This is a genomic window from Caballeronia sp. S22 (assembly GCF_964261745.1).
GTDB lineage: Bacteria > Pseudomonadota > Gammaproteobacteria > Burkholderiales > Burkholderiaceae > Caballeronia > Caballeronia jiangsuensis.
This window is the reverse complement of sequence record NZ_OZ180037.1, coordinates 272,070-290,970: the sequence shown is the minus strand read 5'-3', so window position 1 is coordinate 290,970 and position 18,901 is coordinate 272,070. Positions and strand designations below refer to the sequence as shown.

Here is an 18,901-nt window from a genome sequence, read left to right as displayed (position 1 = left end):
CGGGTAGCTGTTGCGTGACGCCGACGACCGGCGACGCTTGACCCGGACTGTAGACGCGGCGCGCCCCGAGAAAAACCGCCCGCGAGTTCAGGCACCCCGGACACGTGTGTCCGCAATCGCGCCTCGCCCAGCCGTGGCGGCGAAGCGGCGATTGTTTGGGTGAGCAGAACAGTCATGTCGCTGTTGCGGCATTTATCCGCCCGACTGCCGTTCCGATAATCCACGCCACCTTTCGGACATTGGAAACATCATGGAAACAACACACATCGCTCCGTTGCGCGTAGGCGTGATCGGCGTCGGCAACTGGGCGCGGCATGGGCATCTGCGGGTGCTCGATCTGCTGCCGCAATACACGCTGCAGGCCGTGTACAGCCATCGGCGCGAGGCTGCGGAAGAGGCGGCGCGCGAATACCGGATAGGGCGCGTGGCGGCATCGATCGATGAACTCGTCGAAAGCGACGATATCGATCTCGTAGTCGTGCTCAACACGGCGCCGCAGCATGCGGACACGGTGAAGCGCGTGATTGCCGCCGGCAAGGACGTCTACTGCGAATGGCCGCTGACGACCACGCTCGCGCAATCGCAGGAACTGCTCGCGCTGGCCGAAGCGCGCGGCGTGCGGCATGTCGTCGGCTTGCAGCGGCGGCTCGCGTCGCACAATCGTTACGTGCGCGATCTGATCGGGCAAGGCTATGTCGGCGAACTGCGCTCCGTGCGCATGCATGTGAGCGTGAATTACTTCCAGGCGATGCGCTCGCGCACGCTCGAATGGACCGTGCCGCCGGAGAACTTTTCGTCGATCGTGTCGATTTACGGCGGCCATTTTCTCGACATGCTGCTCCACGCGACGGATTGGCCCGTGTCGATCGCGGCGCTCACGCCGAATCAGTTTCCGCTCGTCACGATCAAGGAGAGCGGCGAGTCGATGCAAACGAGCGCGCCCGATCAACTCGTGCTCGCGGGCATGCTGAACGGCAACGCGGTGTTGTCGGTGCATATCGAGGGCGGCAAGCGCAACGGGTCGGGCGTGCAGATCGACATCACCGGAACGGAAGGCGACCTGCGCATCACGAATACGTCCGCGTTCGGCGATGTCGGCGACGATTACCGCATCGTCGGCGCGCATGGCGACAAGGCGCCGCTCGTGCCGCTCGATGTGCCGGAGCGTTATCATCGGTTGCCGGAATCGGGCCTGCCTTCCGCCGTGCTGGAACTGGCCGAGCTGTACTGGGCCTTTGCGCACGACGTGGCGAACGGCACGCATGACGCCCCCACTTTCGCCGATGCCGTGCGGATGCACGAACTGATCGATCGCGCGCAGGCATCGTATGCGTCGCGTCGATTCATGGGGATCGGATCGTCAGAATGACGGAGAGCCTTGCGATGAACGAGACGCCGACCGCAAGCGCGACCAGCGCGGCCGCCGCGCGCGCGCCCGGCGCGCTGGACCACATGAGCGGCATGGTCGTCTTCACGCGCGCGGCGGAAACGCTGAGCTTCGCGGAAGCGGGGCGGCAACTCGGGCTTTCGGCATCGGCGATCGGCAAGGCTGTCGCGCGGCTGGAAACGCGCGTCGGCGTGCGGCTCTTTCATCGCAGCACGCGCAGCGTGCGTCTCACGCCCGAGGGCGAACTATTTCTCGCGCGTTGCCAGCGCATTCTCGGCGAGATCGAAGAGGCCGAGTCCGAACTGGCGATATCGCGCGCGAAGCCGATGGGCCGCCTGCGCGTGAGCATTCCGCTCGTCGGCACGCTGCTGATGCCGGTGCTGTCGGCGTTCATGCACGCGTATCCCGAAGTGCAGCTCGATATCGATTTCAGCGACCGTCTCGTCGATGTCATCGACGATGGTTTCGATGTCGTGCTGCGCACAGGCGACGCAATCGATTCGCAACTCACGATGCGCACGCTCGGGCACTACACGCATCTGATCGTCGGCTCGCCGGATTATCTCGAAGCGCGCGGCGTGCCCGCGACGCCCGAGATGCTCGGCGCGCACGCGTGCCTTCAGCATCGCTTCTCGCGCACGGGACGTCTCAGGCGCTGGACCTTCGTGCGCGATGGCGCGCCCTTCGACGTGGAACTTCCGTCGACAGCAATCGCGAGCGCGGTCGAGCCGCTTATCGCGCTGGCGGAGCAGGGCCTGGGTCTTACGAGCGTGCCCGACTATGCCGTGCGCGCGCAACTCGCCGATGGCTCGCTCGTCGCCGTCCTGCGCGATTTCACGGCGGACCGCATCCCCTTTCGCGCGCTCTGGCCGTCAGGCCGCATGACGCCGCCGAAGGTGCGCGTGTTCGTCGACTTCCTGCATCAACACTTGTTTCCGGATTCGGCGTGACTGATCTGCGTGAGCGCGAACGCATGGCGCAATTCGAAGCCGAGCCGTTCATACAGGGCGATGGCGCTCTCGTTGTGACTGAACACGTGGAGGAACGGCGTTTCGCCGCGTAGCCCGATTTCCCTGCGCAGGATGTTCATCAGCCGGCCGGCGAGACCGCGTCCGCGACAGCGTTCGTCGACACAAACCGCGCTGATCTCGACATGACCTTCGATGGCCATGCGTTCGCCCGCCATCGCGATGAGTTCTCCCTGCTCGCGAATCCCGATGTAGTGACCCATCTCACGCGTGCGCTTGCCGAACGGACCCGGTTTGGTGCGTTGTACGAGCGCGAGCATGTCGTCGACATCGGCGGGGCCGAGGTCGATCACGTCGCTGTCGTCGAGGCTTTGCGTGAAGCGCTGTGTCGCGACCATCTGATGAATCGTGCCGACGCGCTTCGCCTGCAAGGTATCGATTGCCGCGACCGTATCCGCCGACAGAATGGCGACCTGCTCGCCGGGCTGCAACAGCGCGTGCAGCGCGCGCCACGCGTCCGGCGTTTCCGACGCGACCGCCGCGAAAGGCGCGACGTCCGGATGAAAACGCCGCGCGAGCGTGTCGCCCAGGCCGAGATGCGTCTGTCTCGTCGTCAGCGCGGTCCAGATCGGGCGGTCGAGTGCTGTTTGCGTCGGAAGGCTCATGTCTGCTCCGTGTAATGAATCGGATAACCGTCACTCTAGACAGATCGGTGCGTCACGGCTATTGTCGGAAATGACACTTTTAGAATCATTTACGCCATGCGCACGACAGTTCTCGCCCTCGACGGCGTATTCGATACGGCGCTGTCCGCCGTGCTCGACGCCTTCACCACCGCGAACGAGCTGGCGGACATGCTGGAGCCGGGCGTCGGCCCGCGCTTCGAGATCGAGCTGATCGGCATGCGGCGCGACGTGCGCACCGCGCTCGGCATGCGCGTGCCGGTCAAATCCGCGAGCGCAATGGCGCGCCCCGACTGGCTGATCGTGCCCGCGCCCGCCACCAAGATGCCCGCCCAATTGCTGCCGGCGCTCGCCCGCCGCGACGTGAAAGATGCCATGCAGTTGCTCGCGGAAAATCACGCGGACGGCGTGAAGATCGCGGCGGCGTGTATCGGCACGTTCGTGCTGGCGGAATCCGGCTTGCTCGACGGTCACGAGGCCACCACGAGCTGGTGGCTCGCGCCGTTGTTCCGACAGCGCTATCCCGACGTGCGCCTCGACAGCGGGCGCATGGTCGTGCCATCGGGCGAATTCGCGACGGCGGGCGCCGCGATGGGCCATCTCGATCTCGCGCTCTGGCTGATGAATCAGGCGAGTCCCGCGCTGGCCGCTACGGTGGCGCGTTACCTGATCGTGGACGCGCGTCCGTCGCAGGCGCCTTACATGATTCCGGATCATCTGGCGCGCGCGGACCCGCTGGTCGAGCGCTTCGAGCGCTGGGCGCGCGGGCGGCTCGCGCAGGGCTTTTCGCTCGACGCCGCCGCCCACGCGCTCGCGACGAGCACGCGCACCTTGCAGCGGCGCATCGAGGCGGTGCTCGGCAAGTCGCCGCTGTCGTATTTCCAGGATCTTCGCGTGGAGCGGGCGGTGCATCTGCTGCGTTCGAGCCGGCTCGATATCGAGGCCATCGCCGCCGAGGTCGGCTATGTCGACGGCGCGACGTTGCGCACGCTGTTGCGGCGGCGGCTCGGGCGCGGGGTGAAGCAGATACGGGCGGGTGGCGCTGACGAGACCTGAGGCGCTCAGAACTTTTCCACCCACGGCCGCAGCTCGATTTCCCAGGCCCACGCGCTGCGTTGCTGGCGCAGCACATCGATATAGGTCTGCGCGATGGCGTCGGGGTCGAGCGTGCTGTCCGGCGCGTCGGGCGGATCGGCGCGTTGATCGGAGCGCACGCCGCCATCGATGACGAAGTGCGCGACGTGAATCCCCTTCGGCGCCAGTTCCCGCGCGGCGCTCTGCGCGAGGCCGCGCAGAGCGAACTTGCCCATCGCGAACGGCGCGGACAGCGCGAATCCCTTGACGCCCGCGGTCGCGCCCGTCAGCAGGATCGCGCCTTTGGCCGCCGGGATCATGCGCCGCGCCGCCTGCTGCACCGCGTGGAACGCGCCGAACGCCGAGACGGCGACAGCCTGTTCGACCGCCGCGGCGTCGAGTTCCGCGATGGGCCCGCGAACGCGCCCGCTCGCGTTGTAGATCACGATTTCCGGCGCGCCGATGCGCGCATCGGTTTCGGCGAAGAGCGCGGCCGTCTGGTCGGCATCGGATGCATCGACGAGCAGCGCGATTGCGCCGGTTTCATCGACGAGCGCCGACAGCTTGTCGACGTTGCGCGCCGCGATGACGACGGGAATATTCTCGGCGCGCAGACGCCGGGTGAGAGAACCGCTGATGCCGCTTCCGGCACCGATGATGAGGGCGCTGCGGTAAGGAAGAGTACTCATGGCTTCACGCTCGGAAGGATGACGAAGCCGATGATAACCGTGCGCTGAAATCGGCGCGCGACCGGGGGAGGCCGCATGACAGGGCGCAACGTGCCCCCTAGTCGCTACCACGCATTGCCAATTGCCTGAAATTCTGCGAACGTCGCTCGCTGTATCCGTTCCGATATAACGTGTCCGATATTTCAGGGAGCTGACCGATGGGATTTTCACGTGACGTAAAGCGTCTGGCCGCGCTGCTGTGTTCGCTGGCATTGCTGCCGATTGCGGCGACCTCGTGTGGTGGCGGCGACGACAACGGCACGTCGTCGCAGACGGTTTTGTCGGTGTCGGGCGACGTGACGGCATCGACGAATTTCACGCTTGCACAGGTCCAGGCGCTGCCGGCCAGCGTGCAGACGGTTTCGTTCGGCAGTGGCACCGGTCAGCAAACCCACGTCTATACCGGCGCGAGTCTGTGGACCTTGCTGAACCAGGTCGGCATCGTGACCAACCCGGCCGTGCACAACGACGTGCTCGCGAAATACGTGGTGGCGACCGGCAGCGACAACTACCGCGCTTTGTTCGCGATGGGCGAGTTGAGCCCGGACTTCGGCAATCGCGGCAATCAGGTGGTCTACGCCGAGACGGTGAACGGCGTCAGCGCCGCGCTCACATCGACGGATGGTCCGCTGCGTGTGACCGCGCCGGGCGACGTCAAGGGCGGACGCTACGTTTCCAATCTGGTGAAGCTGCAAGTCGGCACGGCGGTCTCTCAGGTCACGGCGAGCGGCGGCGGAGCCACCACGCAATTCCAGTTGAGCGGAGCGGTGGCGCATCCGGCAACCTTAGACATGGCCGCGCTGCAGGCGCTGCCTGCCGTCACGCGGACCATCGGCGCGAATACCTATACGGGTGTGAGTTTGTGGAACCTGATCGACGCGGCGGGCGTTCAGACCAGTGCGACGGCCAAGAACGACCTGCTGGGCTTCTATGTCATCGCGACTGGCAGCGATGGTTATCGCGTGGTGATTTCGCTTGCGGAGTTATCGCCGGATTTCGGCAATCAGCCGGATATCGTCGCCTATGCGATGAACGGGGCGGCGTTGCCCGGAACCGGCTTTGCCCGGCTCGTGATTCCGACTGACAGCAAGGCGGGGCGCTACGTGTCGAATCTGGTGGCGCTGGAAGTGGTCTCTGCGCCGAGGTGATTTGCGCGGGAGGTGTCTTTCAGGCCATTTGCTTGCCGATGATCTCTTCGCGCCGGCACCGAAGCGTGAAGAGAGGAGAAGGAAGCACGTTTGTTCCTTCTCCTGTCGACGGTGCTGCTTCAGACCTTCACGCCGTGCAGAAGGCTGCCGATCGAGTCCAGCGACTTCGTGATGTTCTTCAGATCGACGTTGGTGTATTGCGACGCGTCGACCTGCGTCACCGGCGCCACGTTGATCTGCGGGCTGGCGAAGGCGAAGCCGCTGATGGAGTTGGCGTTGATGCCGTTGTTCTGGAAGATGCTCGCGCCGCCAACGATGGCGCCCATTTCAGCGCGGCCGAGTTCTTTGCTGACTGCGAGGTTGTCGATCTTCAACATGATGGTTCTCCGAATGAGTGTGTGGTTTGGGATGAGACGAGTTATCAGACCGCGACGCCGCCGAGCAGGCTGCCGACCGAGGAAAGCGACTTGGTGATGTTCTTCACGTCGACGTCGGTATGTTGCGAGGCATCGACTTGCGTCACGGGAGCGACGTTGGTTTGCGGGCTGGCGAAGGCGAAGCCGCTGATCGAGTTGGCGTTGATGCCGTTGTTCTGGAAGATGCTTGCGCCGCCGACGATGGCGACCATTTCAGCACGGCCGAGTTCTTTGCTGACTGCGAGGTTTTCGATCTTCAACATGATGGTTCTCCTGGACTGGGTGGGTTGGTTGAGCATTAATCGTTGCGCTCGCAGCTACATATGCGAGGGCTGTGCCAGGCAGAGTTGGAAGCTCGATCGCATCTCGCTAATGCGTTGATTTTTAATAGAAAAATAATTTGATCTTCGCTTTATGAGGCGACTTCGCGCCGAAGACGCCGGATCAGATGTTGGTCGAAGAAAAACATAAGGACATGATCTGTCGGTGTTAGGCGAACAGGCACGGAGGAAAGGCAAAACCGCGGCGCGTAGAGGGACCCGATGAAAGCGTGAATTCGCTTTCTTAAGAATCGACGGAGCGGGATGATAATTCGGAATCCGAATTATTTGCAATGCGATGCGGACACTCGAGTAGAGCGTCGCAGTGGGGAAGAAACGAGAAAAAGGGAGAAGGAAATCGTTCCTTCTCCCTTGGATGAAGCGGTCCGTCTTACACCTTCACGCCTTCGAGCAGGCTGCCGACCGACGACAGCGACTTCGTGACGTTGGTCAGATCGACGTTCGTGTGCGTCGAAGCATCCACCTGCGTCACCGGCGCGACGTTGGTCTGCGGGCTGGCGAAAGCGAAGCCGCTGATGGAGTTGGCGTTGATGCCGTTGTTCTGGAAGATGCTCGCGCCGCCAACGATAGCGCCCATTTCGGCACGGTCGAGTTCTTTGCTGACTGCGAGGTTGTCGAGTTTCAACATGATGGTTCTCCGGATGAGTGTGTGGTTTGGGATGAGACGAGTTATCAGACCGCGACGCCGCCGAGCAGGCTGCCGACCGACGAGAGCGACTTGGTGATGTTCTTCACGTCGACGTCGGTGTGTTGCGAGGCATCGACTTGCGTCACGGGAGCGACGTTGGTTTGCGGGCTGGCGAAAGCGAAGCCGCTGATGGAGTTGGCGTTGATGCCGTTGTTCTGGAAGATGCTTGCACCGCCGACGATGGCGCCCATTTCAGCGCGGCCGAGTTCTTTGCTGACTGCGAGGTTGTCGATCTTCAACATGATGGTTCTCCGAATGAGTGTGTGGTTTGGGATGCGAGAGTTATCAGACCGCGACGCCGCCGAGCAGGCTGCCGATCGAGGAAAGCGACTTGGTGATGTTCTTCACGTCGACGTCGGTGTGTTGCGAGGCATCGACTTGCGTCACGGGAGCGACGTTGGTTTGCGGGCTGGCGAAGGCGAAGCCGCTGATCGAGTTGGCGTTGATGCCGTTGTTTTGGAAGATGCTTGCACCGCCGACGATGGCGCCCATTTCAGCACGGCCGAGTTCTTTGCTGACTGCGAGGTTTTCGATCTTCAACATGATGGTTCTCCTGGACTGGGTGGGTTGGTTGAGCATTAATCGTTGCGCTCGCAGCTACATATGCGAGGGCTGTGCCAGGCGGAGTTGGAAGGTCGGCCACATCGCGATAATCCGTTGATTTTTAATAGAAAAATAATTTCTGATCCGATTTGCGAGGTGATTTAGACTCGACGGTTCGGGACTAGCTGTCTGTCGCAGAAAAACAGTTAGGCACGGTCAGTCGGTGTGTAGCGAACAGGCGCTATAAAGCCGAACCGCGATGCATAGAGCGACCGGATGAGCGCGCAAGCTGCGAGAGATGTTTTCGTCGGAATCGACAGCGCGGGATAATAATTCGGAACCCGAATTATTTATAACGTGATGCGGACACTCGCGTAGAGCGTCGCAGGGGAGCAGAAACGAGAAAAGGGAGAAGGAAATCGTTCCTTCTCCCTTGAATGAAGCTGTCTGTCTTACACCTTCACGCCTTCGAGCAGGCTGCCGACCGACGACAGCGACTTCGTGACGTTGGTCAGATCGACGTTCGTGTGCGTCGAAGCATCCACTTGCGTCACCGGGGCGACATTGGTTTGCGGGCTGGCGAACGCGAAGCCGCTCACCGAGTTGTAGTTGACGCCGTTGTTCTGGAAGATGCTCGCGCCGCCGACGATGGCGCCCATTTCAGCGCGGCCGAGTTCTTTGCTAACTGCGAGGTTGTCGATCTTCAGCATGATGTGTCTCCTGGGACTGTGTGGTTGGATGAGAGCACCAATCGTTGCGCTCGCATCTCTATATGCGAGGGCCGTGCCAGCGAGATATGGAAGATCTGTTCGGTTAATCCAACTCGTTGAAGATGAAGGCAAATAAATGCTCGATGAGCAATGCGCGAGCGATTGGCGAAGTGTCGGCATGATCGAATCGTCGGATAGCGGAAGACACACGGCCGGAACGTGTCGGCGGGGGACTGACAACTCGATCGACGGATACAGAATCGATTCGGTCATGTTCCGGCGCAAGTAGACGCAGAAACGCAGCACCCTGTGCGCGCGCACGAGCTTCCAGGCGATTGCCCGTGAGACGAGAATTTGGAGCGAGGACGGCCGCGTGAATCCGCGCGTTGCGCGCGAGGGCCTGTAAATCGATAACGAAGCGGAAATGCGAAGAGAGGGAGAAGGAAACGTCGTGGTTCCTTCTCCCTTCGAGGGTCGATGCTTACACCTTCACGCCGCCGAGCAGGCTGCCGACCGCGTCGAGCGACTTCGTGACGTTGGTCAGATCGACGTTCGTGTGCGTCGAAGCATCCACTTGCGTCACCGGAGCGACGTTGGTTTGCGGGCTGGCGAAAGCGAAGCCGCTCACCGAGTTGTAGTTGACGCCGTTGTTCTGGAAGATGCTTGCGCCGCCCACGATAGCGCCCATTTCAGCGCGGCCGAGTTCTTTGCTCACTGCGAGGTTGTCGATCTTCAACATGATGTCTCTCCTGATAACTTGAATGAATGATTGAGTGGCTTTAGACCTTCACGCCGCCGAGCAGGCTGCCGACCGCGTCGAGCGACTTCGTGACGTTGGTCAGATCGACGTTCGTGTGCGTCGATGCATCGACTTGCGTCACGGGAGCGACGTTGGTCTGCGGGCTGGCGAAGGCGAAGCCGCTGATCGAGTTGGCGTTGATGCCGTTGTTCTGGAAGATGCTTGCGCCGCCGACGATAGCGCCCATTTCGGCACGGTCGAGTTCTTTGCTGACTGCGAGGTTGTCGAGTTTCAACATGATGGTTCTCCGAATGAGTGTGTGGTTTGGGATGAGAGAGTTATCAGACCGCGACGCCGCCGAGCAGGCTGCCGATTGAGGAAAGCGACTTGGTGATGTTCTTCACGTCGACGTCGGTGTGTTGCGAGGCATCGACTTGCGTCACGGGAGCGACGTTGGTTTGCGGGCTGGCGAAAGCGAAGCCGCTGATGGAGTTGGCGTTGATGCCGTTGTTCTGGAAGATGCTTGCGCCGCCGACGATAGCGCCCATTTCAGCGCGGCCGAGTTCTTTGCTGACTGCGAGGTTGTCGATCTTCAACATGATGGTTCTCCTGGACTGGGTGGGTTGGTTGAGCATTAATCGTTGCGCTCGCAGCTACATATGCGAGGGCTGTGCCAGGAGGGGCTAGAAGATCTGTTCGGTTAATCTAACCGGCTGATAAAGCGAGGGAAATTTCGACACCGACGCAACTTTGCATCGATTCGACACCGGAGATTCGGTGTGAACGTGTCGGCGGCCTAAAGACAGATCGGGGATATATGTTGGTGTCGGACGAACATCGTCACGAACCGAGGCGTCTTGTCTTCGATACGGAACCGCGCCCGGCGAAAGCGGGCCACGTTCCGTATCGAAGACGACGTAGGGATCAACTCAAAGTTGCTGAGATACGCCGAGCGGCGCAATGGCTTCCATGACCGGCGCGCTGGCCGGCTGCAGATCGCGAATGAAGGTCTCGGACAATGCAATCACGCTGGCCAGCGCGCGCGTGTCATAGAGCGCGTGATCGACATCCCTGCAAACAGCGGCCTTCACTCTCGTTGTTCGCGAGAGCTTTTTCCCGTGCCTGCCGAAATGGGCGTTGAGTTGGTCGAGCCCTTCGTCACCCGCGCCGTACACGAGCAGCGTGCGCACGCCCTTGCGTTCGAGCGCGTGAACGACGCTGTGCGGATCGGTCAGCGAGTGATTGCCGCCGGTATGCGCCTCTTTCTTGCGGGTCACACCGAGCATCTGCGACTGCAGCCGCGCCGCGGCATTCGAGGCGAACGCCTTGACGATCGGCTTGAGCCTGCGTTGACCGCTCAGCACGAGCCACCATTTCTTCGGCTTCAGAATGGCCGGCCCGAGACGCGCCATCGTGTTGCGCCGCTGGTTCCTGAGTTCTTGCAGCGTCAGCCGCTCGGGGATGTAGAAGCGCTGCAGATTCACGGCGATCACAGCCGCGATGGCAGGCTCGACGAGCGAAGCGCGCAACGCGCTATACGCGCCCGAGCAGATTCCGAACGCGACGACGTTATCGTAGCCCTTGCGCTTGAGCCATGCGCCCGCCGTCGCGACATCTTCGATCGTGCTTTCCGCATGGATCGACGCGGTCGTGTCCAGCGTTCCATCCGGCGAGCGCGCGGGGCTATCGCCGATGCCGCGTGCGTCGAAGCGCAACGATGCAATGCCGCGTTGCGCCATTTCCCGCGCGATGCGCACGGACAAACGGCTGTCGCCTTGATGCACGCTCCCTGCCGTATTGGTGATGACGATCACGGGTCCACCCGCGAGCCTGTCGCGCGGCTCGCACAAGATGCCGAAGAGTCCGGCCGCGCCGAAGATCACCGGGCGCTCGATGGCTTCCGGCGTTTCGATGATCGCATCGTCGCTCATGCTCGGCCGCGACGCCTTTCTCATGCGGTCCGGCATGGCATCGCCGAGTTCGTCTTCGGCCATGCTTCGCGCTATCCATTGCGCGGTCCGCTTGAGCGTCTTTTCCGGCAAGGTAGACGATGCTGTCTCCTGCATGAATTCGAAGTAGTCGTCGAAGCTTTCCGCTTGCACTTCGACGCCTCGATCGCGCAATGCAGTGCATAGCGACTGGCTTGCGCCGGGCCGTAGATCGGCCACGAACACGCGCTTGGGCATCGCGCGATGCCGGTTTATGGACTTGCCGAGATCGAGCGCGCCAAGGCGGCTGCGGAACGCTTCGCTATAGACCTGCCCGAGCACATGAAAGGGCGAATCGATCTGTCCGGCTCGCACGTCCATGGGAAGATTCTCGACCCACGTCTTTCGCAAAGCCGTCAATTCGCGCAGATAGTGACGCCCGTTTATCACGGGTGCGAGCAGCGCGAGCGAATCCACCAGCGGATGTTGCGAAGCCAGCGCCGCCAATGTCCCGCCAAGACGCAAACCGCATAACGTGATCTTGGTCACGCCGGCGTCGTGCCGCAAACGTTCGATCGCCGCGCCGATATCCGCGACAAAGTCGTCGAGCCGATCGCTTTCGTGATCGATGCCGACTGAATCGCCCGTTGCGAGATAGTCGAAACGCAGGACCGGAACATCACGCCGGGAAAGCTCCTCGGCGAGATAGCGCATGGCCTTGTGTCCCCAAGCCTCTTCGTGCCCGAAGGGATTGCACAGCACGACGCCGTGGCTTCCCTGACCGACATGAAGCCACCCGAAACGGCCTCCGAAAACGATCGGCGTCATGCGTCGCCTCCGCTTTCGAAATTACCGACGCACGCATGCATCTTTCGGTAAAACGCGACGCTGGCAACGTCACGCATCCCTGGACCGCTTAACTCTTTAGTAAGGTCGCGCATTTTCTTGAGTTTCTCATTGCACGTTTTGCAAGGATTTAACATCCTTTCCATTCTTCAGTTCGGTGCGGTGGGCAACAAATTGATGATTTGGGTAAACCTTTAGTGGGCACAGCGCGTTCGGCCGCCAGGTGCCGTTCTCGATGGCCCGAACGGGAGGATGGACACTTCAATCGCTTTCGATCGAAACCTTAGTACGCCTATATTAGATTCGAATAACACGCATGAAGCGGTTCACGAGAACGCGTTCGGTAAAAGCGCCCGCATTGACTATTCGGTGTCATCGTCTAGATTTTTCGTCGTAGCCGCGTCACCAATCCAACTCGTTTTTAACAAGGACAGGATCATGTGCAATCAACTGAAGCCGGGACGTCCTCATTCGATCTACTGCATTCTGCCGCCGCATATGCTGGAGAACATTGCAAAACATGGTGATGCGAAACAGCGCGAGATTGCCATCGACACCTTGTCGAAGGACCACACGATGCGGCATTTCCGTGCGGTACAGGCGGCGCTCGCACCGCGCCGCGCCGCGCCGATGCCCACGGCAGCGGCACCATCGGCAAACAGGACCATCTACACGGCGAACCATACGGAGACGCTGCCAGGCACGGTTGTTCGCGCCGAAGGCGGCAAGCCCGTGAAAGACGAGGCCGTCGACGAGGCCTACGACGGGCTCGGCGCGACCTTCGAGTTTTATCTCGAAGTGTTCCATCGCAATTCGATCGACGATGCCGGCTTACCGCTCATCGGCACGGTTCATTTCGGAACTGACTACGACAATGCGTTCTGGAATTCACAGCAGATGGTCTTCGGCGATGGCGACGGTGAACTCTTTAACCGCTTTACGATTGCGCTGGATGTCATCGGTCATGAGTTGACGCATGGCGTGACGGAGCACACGGCCAGCCTTAACTACATGACGCAGGCGGGTGCGTTGAACGAGTCGGTGTCGGATGTATTCGGTTCGCTTATCAAGCAATATGCGCTCAAACAGACGGCCGACAAGGCAGACTGGCTCATCGGAGCAGGATTGCTCGCCAAGGGCGTAAAAGGCGTCGCGCTGCGCTCGATGAAAGATCCCGGCACTGCCTACGACGATCCGCGCCTCGGCAAGGATCCGCAACCGGATAACATGAGCCACTACGTTCGCACGACGCAGGACAACGGCGGCGTGCATATCAATTCGGGCATTCCAAACAAGGCGTTCTGTGTGGCTGCGCTCGAAATCGGCGGACATGCGTGGGAGAAGGCGGGACGAATCTGGTATGAGACCCTGACCGACTCGCATCTCAAGCCGACGGCGACCTTCAAGACGTTCGCTAAGCTGACGCTGTCGACCGCGAGCAGGCTTTATGGCGCGAGCAGCGCGGAGTCGGCGGCGGTGAAGAAAGGATGGACCGAAGTCGGTGTATTGTGACGTGTGCACGGGTCCGTCTGCTTGCGGGACTCTATATCTGCGCAATGCTGCTCTGCATGGGCTGCGCCTTGCATCAATCGTCACGGGAGCCTTCGATGCATGCGGAACTGACGACCGATGGCGGATTCGCAGCGATTCCGGGACTTGCACGGCCGGTCGTTCTGGACGAACACGATCTGTCGCCGGAAGACAGCGCCGAGTTCGCTCGCCTCGTCGCCGCCGCGCGTGACGAGGCAAGCGCGCCCGGTCCGCGCGCCGCGAAGCCGGTGCCGGACGGCCGCACGTATCGAATCAACATCGAGGGCGGCGATGCACTGCGGCTCCAGGCAGCGGATCCATCCATTCCTCCCGCCTTCGCTGCCTTGATGAATTTCGTGAAGGGGCATGGTCACCGCTGAAGAGCAGTCGTTCGCTAACGCAGCGCGACGCGATGTGCAATGCATCGGAGAGCTCGCTGCTTTATATTGCGCGACGCGTATTCGATCAAAAGCGACATGCCATAATGAACGTTCGTTCGAATTTTTCGCAGTGCGTCACGACACGCATGATTGTTTGGTTGCGGATCAAGAAATTGTGCCGAAATCGTCGTGAATCACGGGCCAAAACGACAAGACGACCTACGTCGAGCTTCCTAACATAGCGCCACTCGAATCACTGGTATTCAAGTGGGCTTAGAAGCTTGCACCTGAATATTCATTCGATCGCGCGAACGACACGACGTAAATCAGCGGTGAATCATCGCCCAAAAATGTTCGCGCCTGGTGCCTTCCAGCGCTCAGAAGGCAACCTTGCTCCTGGCTTCTTGAGCGCGATCCGAGCATCGTTTTCAAGGCATGAGCATCCGTATGAATCCGCGAGACTTTGCAGATGTCCTTCCTTTCTCCAACTGTGTGCGCGCGGCAGGCACCGACGATTTCGGCGATAGCCTGATCAACGCGCTGGCCGGAATCGTCGAGATCGAGCATTGCGTGATCGTCAACGTCAAGCCGCGTCACGCGGAGATATCGGCGCTTGCCAGCCGGCGCTCCCGTGGTGTCGCCACGCGCCTGACCGAAGCTTATGTAGGCGGCCGCTATCGTGAGGATCCACTGGTGCGTGAGTTCGCTTGCGCCGAAGCGATGGCCGCGACACATCCGGTCATTCCCGCGGTGCGTTCGATGATGTTGAATCGCGAATCGAATGCCGAATACTACGAGCGGTTCTTTATCGAACCCGGCATCGCGGACAAGCTCTCGGTGATCGCGCCCGGACCCGGTTACACGGCGTTTCTCAGCGTCTACCGGTCTACGGCGATGGGATGTTTCACCGACCGCGACAAAGCCTGCATTGCTGCCTTCGCGGATTTTCTCGCCGCGCTCGCCACCACACACGCGAGACTGAGCGCGACGCCGAACGTGCCGCGCGAAGTCTCGATCAAATGGCACACGGCGCTGTCGGAGCGCGAGCGATCCGTCGCGAAACTTCTGGGGCAGGGCGAGACAGCGAAAACCGTGGGCGCGATGCTCGCGCTTTCTCCGGCGAGCGTCATTACCTACAAGCAGCGAGCGCTGGCGAAGCTCGGCATCGGCACGCAGCGCGAACTCGTTGCACTGACTGCCTTGCTCGGCTAGCGGGCGAATGATTGTTGTCCTGTTTCGTGAGGACAGACATGCGATCGCCTGGACTCTAAACTGCACTTGCTCGACTGATCATCGTTGACCGGAATCAGTCGGAATGAACCGCCGGAACACCATCCATATCGATTCGGAATCCGTAATAAAAGTCAGTGACGGTGTGCCTGCATTTTTCAACGAACTGCGACGAACAATTTCCACAAGAAGGGACATCATGCGCGTGTTACTGGTTGAAGACGATCTGCAAATGGGGCAGGCCCTGTTCCGGGCTTTGAAGGACGATGGCTACCGGGTCGACTGGGTCCGCGAGGCGCGAGCGGGCCGTCTTGCCATCGACGCAGCCTATTACGCGGTGGTCTTGCTCGACCTCGGCCTGTTGTGCGGCGGCGGTCTCGAGTTGCTGAGGGCATCGCGGGAATCGGGCAACAAGGTGCCGATGCTGACATTCACCGCGTGCAACGACCCGGAAACGCGCGTGCGCAGTTTGGATGTCGGCGCGGACGATTGCGTGCTCAAACCCTTCGATGTGCGCGAGGTGCTCGCACGAATTCGCGCGGTTCTGCGTCGTCAGGCGGGTTATGCAACGTCGTGCATCGGCGATGAAGAACTGAGCCTCGATCTCGACCGCCGCACGCTATGGCGCGAGGGCGTCGCGTCGCCCTTGTCCGCGCGGGAATTCGCGTTGATGCATGCGCTTCTCGAACGGCCCGAAGCGATTCTTTCCCGCGCGCAACTCGAAGAACGCATCTATGGCTGGGGCAACGAAGTGGAAAGCAATGCGCTCGACGTGCTGATCCACTCGATGCGCAAGCGCTTCGGGCGAGCACTGATTCGCAATGTGCGCGGTATCGGCTGGACGCTGCTGGGCTCTGGCCATGTACGCGCAGCACAGCCCGCTTGAATAATTCTCGGCTAACTCTGCATTACTAAGATGTGCTTGCAGTTTGAAGAAACCCCAATCATCCATACAAGGAATGTCTTATGAAGCCTGCCAAAATTCTGCTTGCCCTGATCTGTGTTTGCGCCGCCGGTGCCGCGAGCGCGAAGGAAATAAAAGTCGCCCCCGCGAAAATGACGTGTGCGGATTTCGTGCAGGTCGATGAAGCGTATCAACCCGCGCTCGTCTACTGGGTAGCCGGTGTCGACAAGCTCGGCGTGAAGGAAACGGAGACCACAGTGATCGATACGGCTCAGCCGGTGGGCGCGACCGTCGCCGAAGCGTGCAAGCTGGATCCCAAGACGAAGTTCATGTCGAAGGTCCGTTCGATGGTCAAGGCAAATCAGATCGCGCTCTTCGATCATCACTGAGAACGCGCGCGCGCTTTTGTCATACAAGGAACACCTTTTCCGTTTGCGATTGCCCGAGACGCGGTATGATCAATAAACATTACAGAATGTAATGTGATCGCTGAACGAATTTCTTGCGAATTTGTCTGCACATAGACGACACATCAGGCGATGCAAAGCACTGGTGAACACGCAAGGCACAGCAGCTTCTCGCTTGGTTCATGACCGATCATCAGCAACCGTAAAGGAGCCTTCATGACAACGCCCGTTTTCGAGTCCGTGCGTCTGGATGACGTATTGCTCGAACCAGATCCGATCGACCCGGCATGGATCCTCGAAGGAAGTCCAGTCGCGCGCAGCGGCAGGTGGTCTCAAAGTCTCGACACCACGACAACTTCGTGGGTCTGGGACTGCACCGCCGGCCGCTTCAACTGGTACTTCGAAGAAGACGAGACGATCTATGTGATCGAAGGCGAAGTCATCATCACCGCTGAAGGCCAGGAACCGCGTACATTGCGCGCGGGACACGCAGCGTTGTTCTACGCGGGTACGCGCTCCGAGTGGCACGTTCCCAGGTATGTGCGCAAGCATGCGATCCTGCGTCCGCATATCACGAAGCCGGTATTGCTCGCTCTCAAGGTGAGCCGCAAGCTCCAGGGCAAACCGGACGGCTATCTTCCGCGCACGACGGTCTGAATCGCGATTCGTCACGAGCGTGGCGGAATGCGGCGCCACGTCATCGCCACGGCGAGGAAGAACACGACGTAGGCGAGCGTGAACACCCAGACCGGCAAATCGAAATACAGGCAGGCGCCGACCCAGCGCTGCACGAAGCCTTGCGCGCCCGTCTCCCCGGCGCGCAACTGATCTTCCAGAACGGTGAGCGGGCAGGGAAGTCCGACAACGGCGAGCGTTGAGACGATACCGATAGCCGCGATGTGCGCCCTTCGAAACGCGCGGTTTCGAACCCACTTGCAATTCGTCGCAGCGCCCACCCAGATAGCGATCAATCCGCCGACGATGAAAAGCACGATCAGCGCGTGCAGCACGAGAATCGCGTTGGCAAGCCAGATCATTTTCAAGTTGCGCTTCGTTTCCCGCTATGAGTGGTAGCGTTTGAGACTCTGATCTTATCCCATGCGAATAGCCTTCTATAAAATGGAGCGATAGTGAGTCACGCGATAAGTAATGCCTCTGATGCCATCCACGACCAATTTCGCTAGAACGACAAGGCAAGCGCATCCTGGCATGCACGACATGCGTGTCATGCGAATCGGCTTTCTACTTCTGGAAAACTTCTCGCTGATTGCGCTCGGCACGGCTGTCGATCCGTTGCGCATTGCCAATATGCTCGTCGAGCGCGTGGTCTACGAGTACACGCTGATCGGCGCGAACGGTGACGTCGTGCGTTCGAGCGACGGCATCCGCGTGATCCCCGATGTCTCGATGCCGGAGGCGGGCGACTTCGACGCGGTGTTCGTCGTCGGACCGAATCCGATTCCACGCAAGGGCGTGGGCGCGATCATGGACTGGCTACGCCTGCAGGCGCGTCGCGGCAGCGCGCTCGGGGGTCTCGATACGGGCAGCTATTTTCTCGCGCGCGCGGGCCTGCTCAATGGATATCGCTGCACTATTCACTGGGAGGACCAGGACACGCTGCTGGAGCAGTTTCCGAAGCTCACCGTGTCGAATCGGCTCTATGAGGTGGATCGTGATCGATACACGTGCAGCGGCGGCGTCGCGCCGCTCGATCTGATGGTGCATTTGCTCGCGCTGCCACCGGGCAGTCCCGCGCTCGCGGCGCGCGTGCTCGAATTGCTCGTCGCAGAGAGGCGCGGTCATGAAGAACGGCAGGTGACGTCACTCAGGCAATACATCGGCGATGCACACGCGAAACTCGACGAAGCATTGCAGGTCATGGAAAGCAATATCGAGGAGACGCTCAGCATCGCGGAAATCGCGGCATTCGTGAAGGTCTCCCAACGTCAACTCGAGCGATGGTTCCAGGAGCGCTTCGACAAGACACCGGCACAGGGTTACCTCGAAATACGCCTTCTGCGCGCGCGTCAATTGCTTTATAGAACCGCGCGCACGCTCGAAGAAGTTTGCGCGCGCACCGGCTTCACGTCGCTCACTCATTTCTCTACGCGCTACAAGGCTCAGTTCGGCATCTCGCCGATAGCCGATCGCCGACGGTATCAAAAGTCCCTCTAAAAGCGGCGTGCGCACGCGCCGTTCGTGGTTAACCCTCGATGTCGAAAATTAGAATTTTGACGTCGAATCGGGAAAT

Annotated in this window: 24 protein-coding genes; 11 read left to right on the top strand and 13 right to left on the bottom strand. The window is 60.7% G+C overall.

What is annotated here, in order from left to right:
- Nucleotides 1-250 precede the first annotated feature (250 nt).
- Together ACEN42_RS25055 and ACEN42_RS25050 are read left to right on the top strand one after the other, a co-directional pair.
- A complete protein-coding gene (locus ACEN42_RS25055; RefSeq protein WP_371885050.1) occupies nucleotides 251-1,369 on the top strand; it encodes a Gfo/Idh/MocA family protein in 1,119 nt (372 codons plus the stop codon).
- A gap of 14 nt (nucleotides 1,370-1,383) precedes the next feature.
- Nucleotides 1,384-2,337, top strand: a complete 954-nt coding sequence (locus ACEN42_RS25050) for a LysR family transcriptional regulator (RefSeq protein ID WP_187606889.1) — start codon at nucleotides 1,384-1,386, stop codon at nucleotides 2,335-2,337.
- Here ACEN42_RS25050 and ACEN42_RS25045 read toward each other — a convergent pair.
- Entirely contained in the window at nucleotides 2,310-3,020 is a 711-nt protein-coding gene (locus tag ACEN42_RS25045; protein WP_371885049.1) for a GNAT family N-acetyltransferase, read from the bottom strand. The two genes, ACEN42_RS25050 and ACEN42_RS25045, sit on opposite strands and share 28 nt — an antisense overlap.
- Before the next feature lie 96 nt (nucleotides 3,021-3,116).
- Here ACEN42_RS25045 and ACEN42_RS25040 point away from each other — a divergent pair, with 96 nt between their 5' ends.
- Nucleotides 3,117-4,094, top strand: a complete 978-nt coding sequence (locus ACEN42_RS25040) for a GlxA family transcriptional regulator (protein WP_238212357.1) — start codon at nucleotides 3,117-3,119, stop codon at nucleotides 4,092-4,094.
- A gap of 5 nt (nucleotides 4,095-4,099) precedes the next feature.
- Here the strand turns inward: ACEN42_RS25040 and ACEN42_RS25035 are convergent, their stop codons facing one another.
- Nucleotides 4,100-4,801, bottom strand: coding sequence for an SDR family NAD(P)-dependent oxidoreductase (locus tag ACEN42_RS25035; RefSeq protein ID WP_371885048.1), 702 nt, complete (start codon nucleotides 4,799-4,801; stop codon nucleotides 4,100-4,102).
- Between the two features lie 197 nt (nucleotides 4,802-4,998).
- On the opposite strand from ACEN42_RS25035, the gene ACEN42_RS25030 reads away from it, so the two are divergent.
- A complete protein-coding gene (locus ACEN42_RS25030; RefSeq protein WP_371885047.1) occupies nucleotides 4,999-5,988 on the top strand; it encodes a molybdopterin-dependent oxidoreductase in 990 nt (329 codons plus the stop codon).
- A gap of 119 nt (nucleotides 5,989-6,107) precedes the next feature.
- On the opposite strand, the gene ACEN42_RS25025 is transcribed toward ACEN42_RS25030, so the two are convergent.
- From ACEN42_RS25025 to ACEN42_RS24980, 10 genes are all read right to left on the bottom strand, one after another.
- Complete coding sequence (locus ACEN42_RS25025; RefSeq protein ID WP_035511437.1) at nucleotides 6,108-6,365, bottom strand: hypothetical protein; 258 nt, start codon at nucleotides 6,363-6,365, stop codon at nucleotides 6,108-6,110.
- A 44-nt stretch (nucleotides 6,366-6,409) separates the two neighbouring features.
- The gene (locus ACEN42_RS25020) at nucleotides 6,410-6,667 is read right to left on the bottom strand and encodes a hypothetical protein (RefSeq protein WP_371885046.1); all 258 of its coding nucleotides are present in this window, start codon (nucleotides 6,665-6,667) and stop codon (nucleotides 6,410-6,412) included.
- A 448-nt stretch (nucleotides 6,668-7,115) separates the two neighbouring features.
- Nucleotides 7,116-7,373 carry a hypothetical protein gene (locus tag ACEN42_RS25015; protein ID WP_238212351.1) on the bottom strand — a complete coding sequence of 86 codons (258 nt, stop codon included), beginning with the start codon at nucleotides 7,371-7,373 and terminating at the stop codon, nucleotides 7,116-7,118.
- A gap of 44 nt (nucleotides 7,374-7,417) precedes the next feature.
- Nucleotides 7,418-7,675 carry a hypothetical protein gene (locus ACEN42_RS25010; protein WP_187606884.1) on the bottom strand — a complete coding sequence of 86 codons (258 nt, stop codon included), beginning with the start codon at nucleotides 7,673-7,675 and terminating at the stop codon, nucleotides 7,418-7,420.
- Nucleotides 7,676-7,718: 43 nt separating this feature from the next.
- The gene (locus ACEN42_RS25005) at nucleotides 7,719-7,976 is read right to left on the bottom strand and encodes a hypothetical protein (RefSeq protein ID WP_035511911.1); all 258 of its coding nucleotides are present in this window, start codon (nucleotides 7,974-7,976) and stop codon (nucleotides 7,719-7,721) included.
- A 452-nt stretch (nucleotides 7,977-8,428) separates the two neighbouring features.
- The gene (locus ACEN42_RS25000) at nucleotides 8,429-8,686 is read right to left on the bottom strand and encodes a hypothetical protein (RefSeq protein WP_035511874.1); all 258 of its coding nucleotides are present in this window, start codon (nucleotides 8,684-8,686) and stop codon (nucleotides 8,429-8,431) included.
- A gap of 481 nt (nucleotides 8,687-9,167) precedes the next feature.
- Entirely contained in the window at nucleotides 9,168-9,425 is a 258-nt protein-coding gene (locus ACEN42_RS24995; protein ID WP_187606882.1) for a hypothetical protein, read from the bottom strand.
- Nucleotides 9,426-9,465: 40 nt separating this feature from the next.
- On the bottom strand, nucleotides 9,466-9,723 hold the full coding sequence (locus ACEN42_RS24990; RefSeq protein ID WP_187606881.1) for a hypothetical protein: 258 nt from the start codon (nucleotides 9,721-9,723) through the stop codon (nucleotides 9,466-9,468).
- Nucleotides 9,724-9,766: 43 nt separating this feature from the next.
- Nucleotides 9,767-10,024 carry a hypothetical protein gene (locus tag ACEN42_RS24985; protein ID WP_035508838.1) on the bottom strand — a complete coding sequence of 86 codons (258 nt, stop codon included), beginning with the start codon at nucleotides 10,022-10,024 and terminating at the stop codon, nucleotides 9,767-9,769.
- Nucleotides 10,025-10,354: 330 nt separating this feature from the next.
- Nucleotides 10,355-12,181 carry an alpha/beta fold hydrolase gene (locus ACEN42_RS24980; protein WP_371885045.1) on the bottom strand — a complete coding sequence of 609 codons (1,827 nt, stop codon included), beginning with the start codon at nucleotides 12,179-12,181 and terminating at the stop codon, nucleotides 10,355-10,357.
- A 456-nt stretch (nucleotides 12,182-12,637) separates the two neighbouring features.
- On the opposite strand from ACEN42_RS24980, the gene ACEN42_RS24975 reads away from it, so the two are divergent.
- The 6 genes from ACEN42_RS24975 (at nucleotide 12,638) to ACEN42_RS24950 (ending at nucleotide 17,307) form a co-directional block, all read left to right on the top strand.
- Nucleotides 12,638-13,711: a M4 family metallopeptidase gene (locus ACEN42_RS24975; protein ID WP_371885070.1), complete on the top strand. Its 1,074-nt coding sequence runs from the start codon at nucleotides 12,638-12,640 to the stop codon at nucleotides 13,709-13,711.
- Between the two features lie 95 nt (nucleotides 13,712-13,806).
- Nucleotides 13,807-14,109 carry a protealysin inhibitor emfourin gene (locus ACEN42_RS24970; RefSeq protein WP_238212342.1) on the top strand — a complete coding sequence of 101 codons (303 nt, stop codon included), beginning with the start codon at nucleotides 13,807-13,809 and terminating at the stop codon, nucleotides 14,107-14,109.
- A 447-nt stretch (nucleotides 14,110-14,556) separates the two neighbouring features.
- Complete coding sequence (locus ACEN42_RS24965) at nucleotides 14,557-15,321, top strand: LuxR C-terminal-related transcriptional regulator (protein WP_371885044.1); 765 nt, start codon at nucleotides 14,557-14,559, stop codon at nucleotides 15,319-15,321.
- Nucleotides 15,322-15,538: 217 nt separating this feature from the next.
- Complete coding sequence (locus ACEN42_RS24960) at nucleotides 15,539-16,225, top strand: response regulator (RefSeq protein ID WP_371885069.1); 687 nt, start codon at nucleotides 15,539-15,541, stop codon at nucleotides 16,223-16,225.
- Between the two features lie 80 nt (nucleotides 16,226-16,305).
- Nucleotides 16,306-16,632 (top strand): HdeA/HdeB family chaperone, encoded by a 327-nt coding sequence (locus ACEN42_RS24955; RefSeq protein WP_187606875.1) that lies wholly within the window; start codon nucleotides 16,306-16,308, stop codon nucleotides 16,630-16,632.
- A 234-nt stretch (nucleotides 16,633-16,866) separates the two neighbouring features.
- The gene (locus ACEN42_RS24950; protein WP_238294923.1) at nucleotides 16,867-17,307 is read left to right on the top strand and encodes a cupin domain-containing protein; all 441 of its coding nucleotides are present in this window, start codon (nucleotides 16,867-16,869) and stop codon (nucleotides 17,305-17,307) included.
- 11 nt (nucleotides 17,308-17,318) lie between these two features.
- Here the strand turns inward: ACEN42_RS24950 and ACEN42_RS24945 are convergent, their stop codons facing one another.
- The gene (locus tag ACEN42_RS24945) at nucleotides 17,319-17,687 is read right to left on the bottom strand and encodes a DUF2784 domain-containing protein (RefSeq protein ID WP_371885068.1); all 369 of its coding nucleotides are present in this window, start codon (nucleotides 17,685-17,687) and stop codon (nucleotides 17,319-17,321) included.
- A gap of 172 nt (nucleotides 17,688-17,859) precedes the next feature.
- On the opposite strand from ACEN42_RS24945, the gene ACEN42_RS24940 reads away from it, so the two are divergent.
- Nucleotides 17,860-18,825, top strand: a complete 966-nt coding sequence (locus ACEN42_RS24940; RefSeq protein ID WP_371885043.1) for a GlxA family transcriptional regulator — start codon at nucleotides 17,860-17,862, stop codon at nucleotides 18,823-18,825.
- Nucleotides 18,826-18,901 lie beyond the last annotated feature (76 nt).

Coding starts and splice junctions, on each gene's coding strand:
- ACEN42_RS24960 (WP_371885069.1), top strand. CDS start 15,539: ATGCGCGTGTTACTGGTTGAAGACGATCTGCAAATGGGGCAGGCCCTG.
- ACEN42_RS25020 (WP_371885046.1), bottom strand. CDS start 6,667: ATGTTGAAGATCGAAAACCTCGCAGTCAGCAAAGAACTCGGCCGTGCT.
- ACEN42_RS25045 (WP_371885049.1), bottom strand. CDS start 3,020: ATGAGCCTTCCGACGCAAACAGCACTCGACCGCCCGATCTGGACCGCG.
- ACEN42_RS24975 (WP_371885070.1), top strand. CDS start 12,638: ATGTGCAATCAACTGAAGCCGGGACGTCCTCATTCGATCTACTGCATT.
- ACEN42_RS25040 (WP_238212357.1), top strand. CDS start 3,117: ATGCGCACGACAGTTCTCGCCCTCGACGGCGTATTCGATACGGCGCTG.
- ACEN42_RS25025 (WP_035511437.1), bottom strand. CDS start 6,365: ATGTTGAAGATCGACAACCTCGCAGTCAGCAAAGAACTCGGCCGCGCT.
- ACEN42_RS24955 (WP_187606875.1), top strand. CDS start 16,306: ATGAAGCCTGCCAAAATTCTGCTTGCCCTGATCTGTGTTTGCGCCGCC.
- ACEN42_RS24985 (WP_035508838.1), bottom strand. CDS start 10,024: ATGTTGAAGATCGACAACCTCGCAGTCAGCAAAGAACTCGGCCGCGCT.
- ACEN42_RS24980 (WP_371885045.1), bottom strand. CDS start 12,181: ATGACGCCGATCGTTTTCGGAGGCCGTTTCGGGTGGCTTCATGTCGGT.
- ACEN42_RS25055 (WP_371885050.1), top strand. CDS start 251: ATGGAAACAACACACATCGCTCCGTTGCGCGTAGGCGTGATCGGCGTC.
- ACEN42_RS24990 (WP_187606881.1), bottom strand. CDS start 9,723: ATGTTGAAACTCGACAACCTCGCAGTCAGCAAAGAACTCGACCGTGCC.
- ACEN42_RS25010 (WP_187606884.1), bottom strand. CDS start 7,675: ATGTTGAAGATCGACAACCTCGCAGTCAGCAAAGAACTCGGCCGCGCT.
- ACEN42_RS24995 (WP_187606882.1), bottom strand. CDS start 9,425: ATGTTGAAGATCGACAACCTCGCAGTGAGCAAAGAACTCGGCCGCGCT.
- ACEN42_RS24965 (WP_371885044.1), top strand. CDS start 14,557: ATGAATCCGCGAGACTTTGCAGATGTCCTTCCTTTCTCCAACTGTGTG.
- ACEN42_RS25000 (WP_035511874.1), bottom strand. CDS start 8,686: ATGCTGAAGATCGACAACCTCGCAGTTAGCAAAGAACTCGGCCGCGCT.
- ACEN42_RS25015 (WP_238212351.1), bottom strand. CDS start 7,373: ATGTTGAAACTCGACAACCTCGCAGTCAGCAAAGAACTCGACCGTGCC.
- ACEN42_RS25035 (WP_371885048.1), bottom strand. CDS start 4,801: ATGAGTACTCTTCCTTACCGCAGCGCCCTCATCATCGGTGCCGGAAGC.
- ACEN42_RS25030 (WP_371885047.1), top strand. CDS start 4,999: ATGGGATTTTCACGTGACGTAAAGCGTCTGGCCGCGCTGCTGTGTTCG.
- ACEN42_RS24970 (WP_238212342.1), top strand. CDS start 13,807: ATGCATGCGGAACTGACGACCGATGGCGGATTCGCAGCGATTCCGGGA.
- ACEN42_RS25005 (WP_035511911.1), bottom strand. CDS start 7,976: ATGTTGAAGATCGAAAACCTCGCAGTCAGCAAAGAACTCGGCCGTGCT.
- ACEN42_RS24940 (WP_371885043.1), top strand. CDS start 17,860: ATGCACGACATGCGTGTCATGCGAATCGGCTTTCTACTTCTGGAAAAC.
- ACEN42_RS24945 (WP_371885068.1), bottom strand. CDS start 17,687: ATGATCTGGCTTGCCAACGCGATTCTCGTGCTGCACGCGCTGATCGTG.
- ACEN42_RS25050 (WP_187606889.1), top strand. CDS start 1,384: ATGAACGAGACGCCGACCGCAAGCGCGACCAGCGCGGCCGCCGCGCGC.
- ACEN42_RS24950 (WP_238294923.1), top strand. CDS start 16,867: ATGACAACGCCCGTTTTCGAGTCCGTGCGTCTGGATGACGTATTGCTC.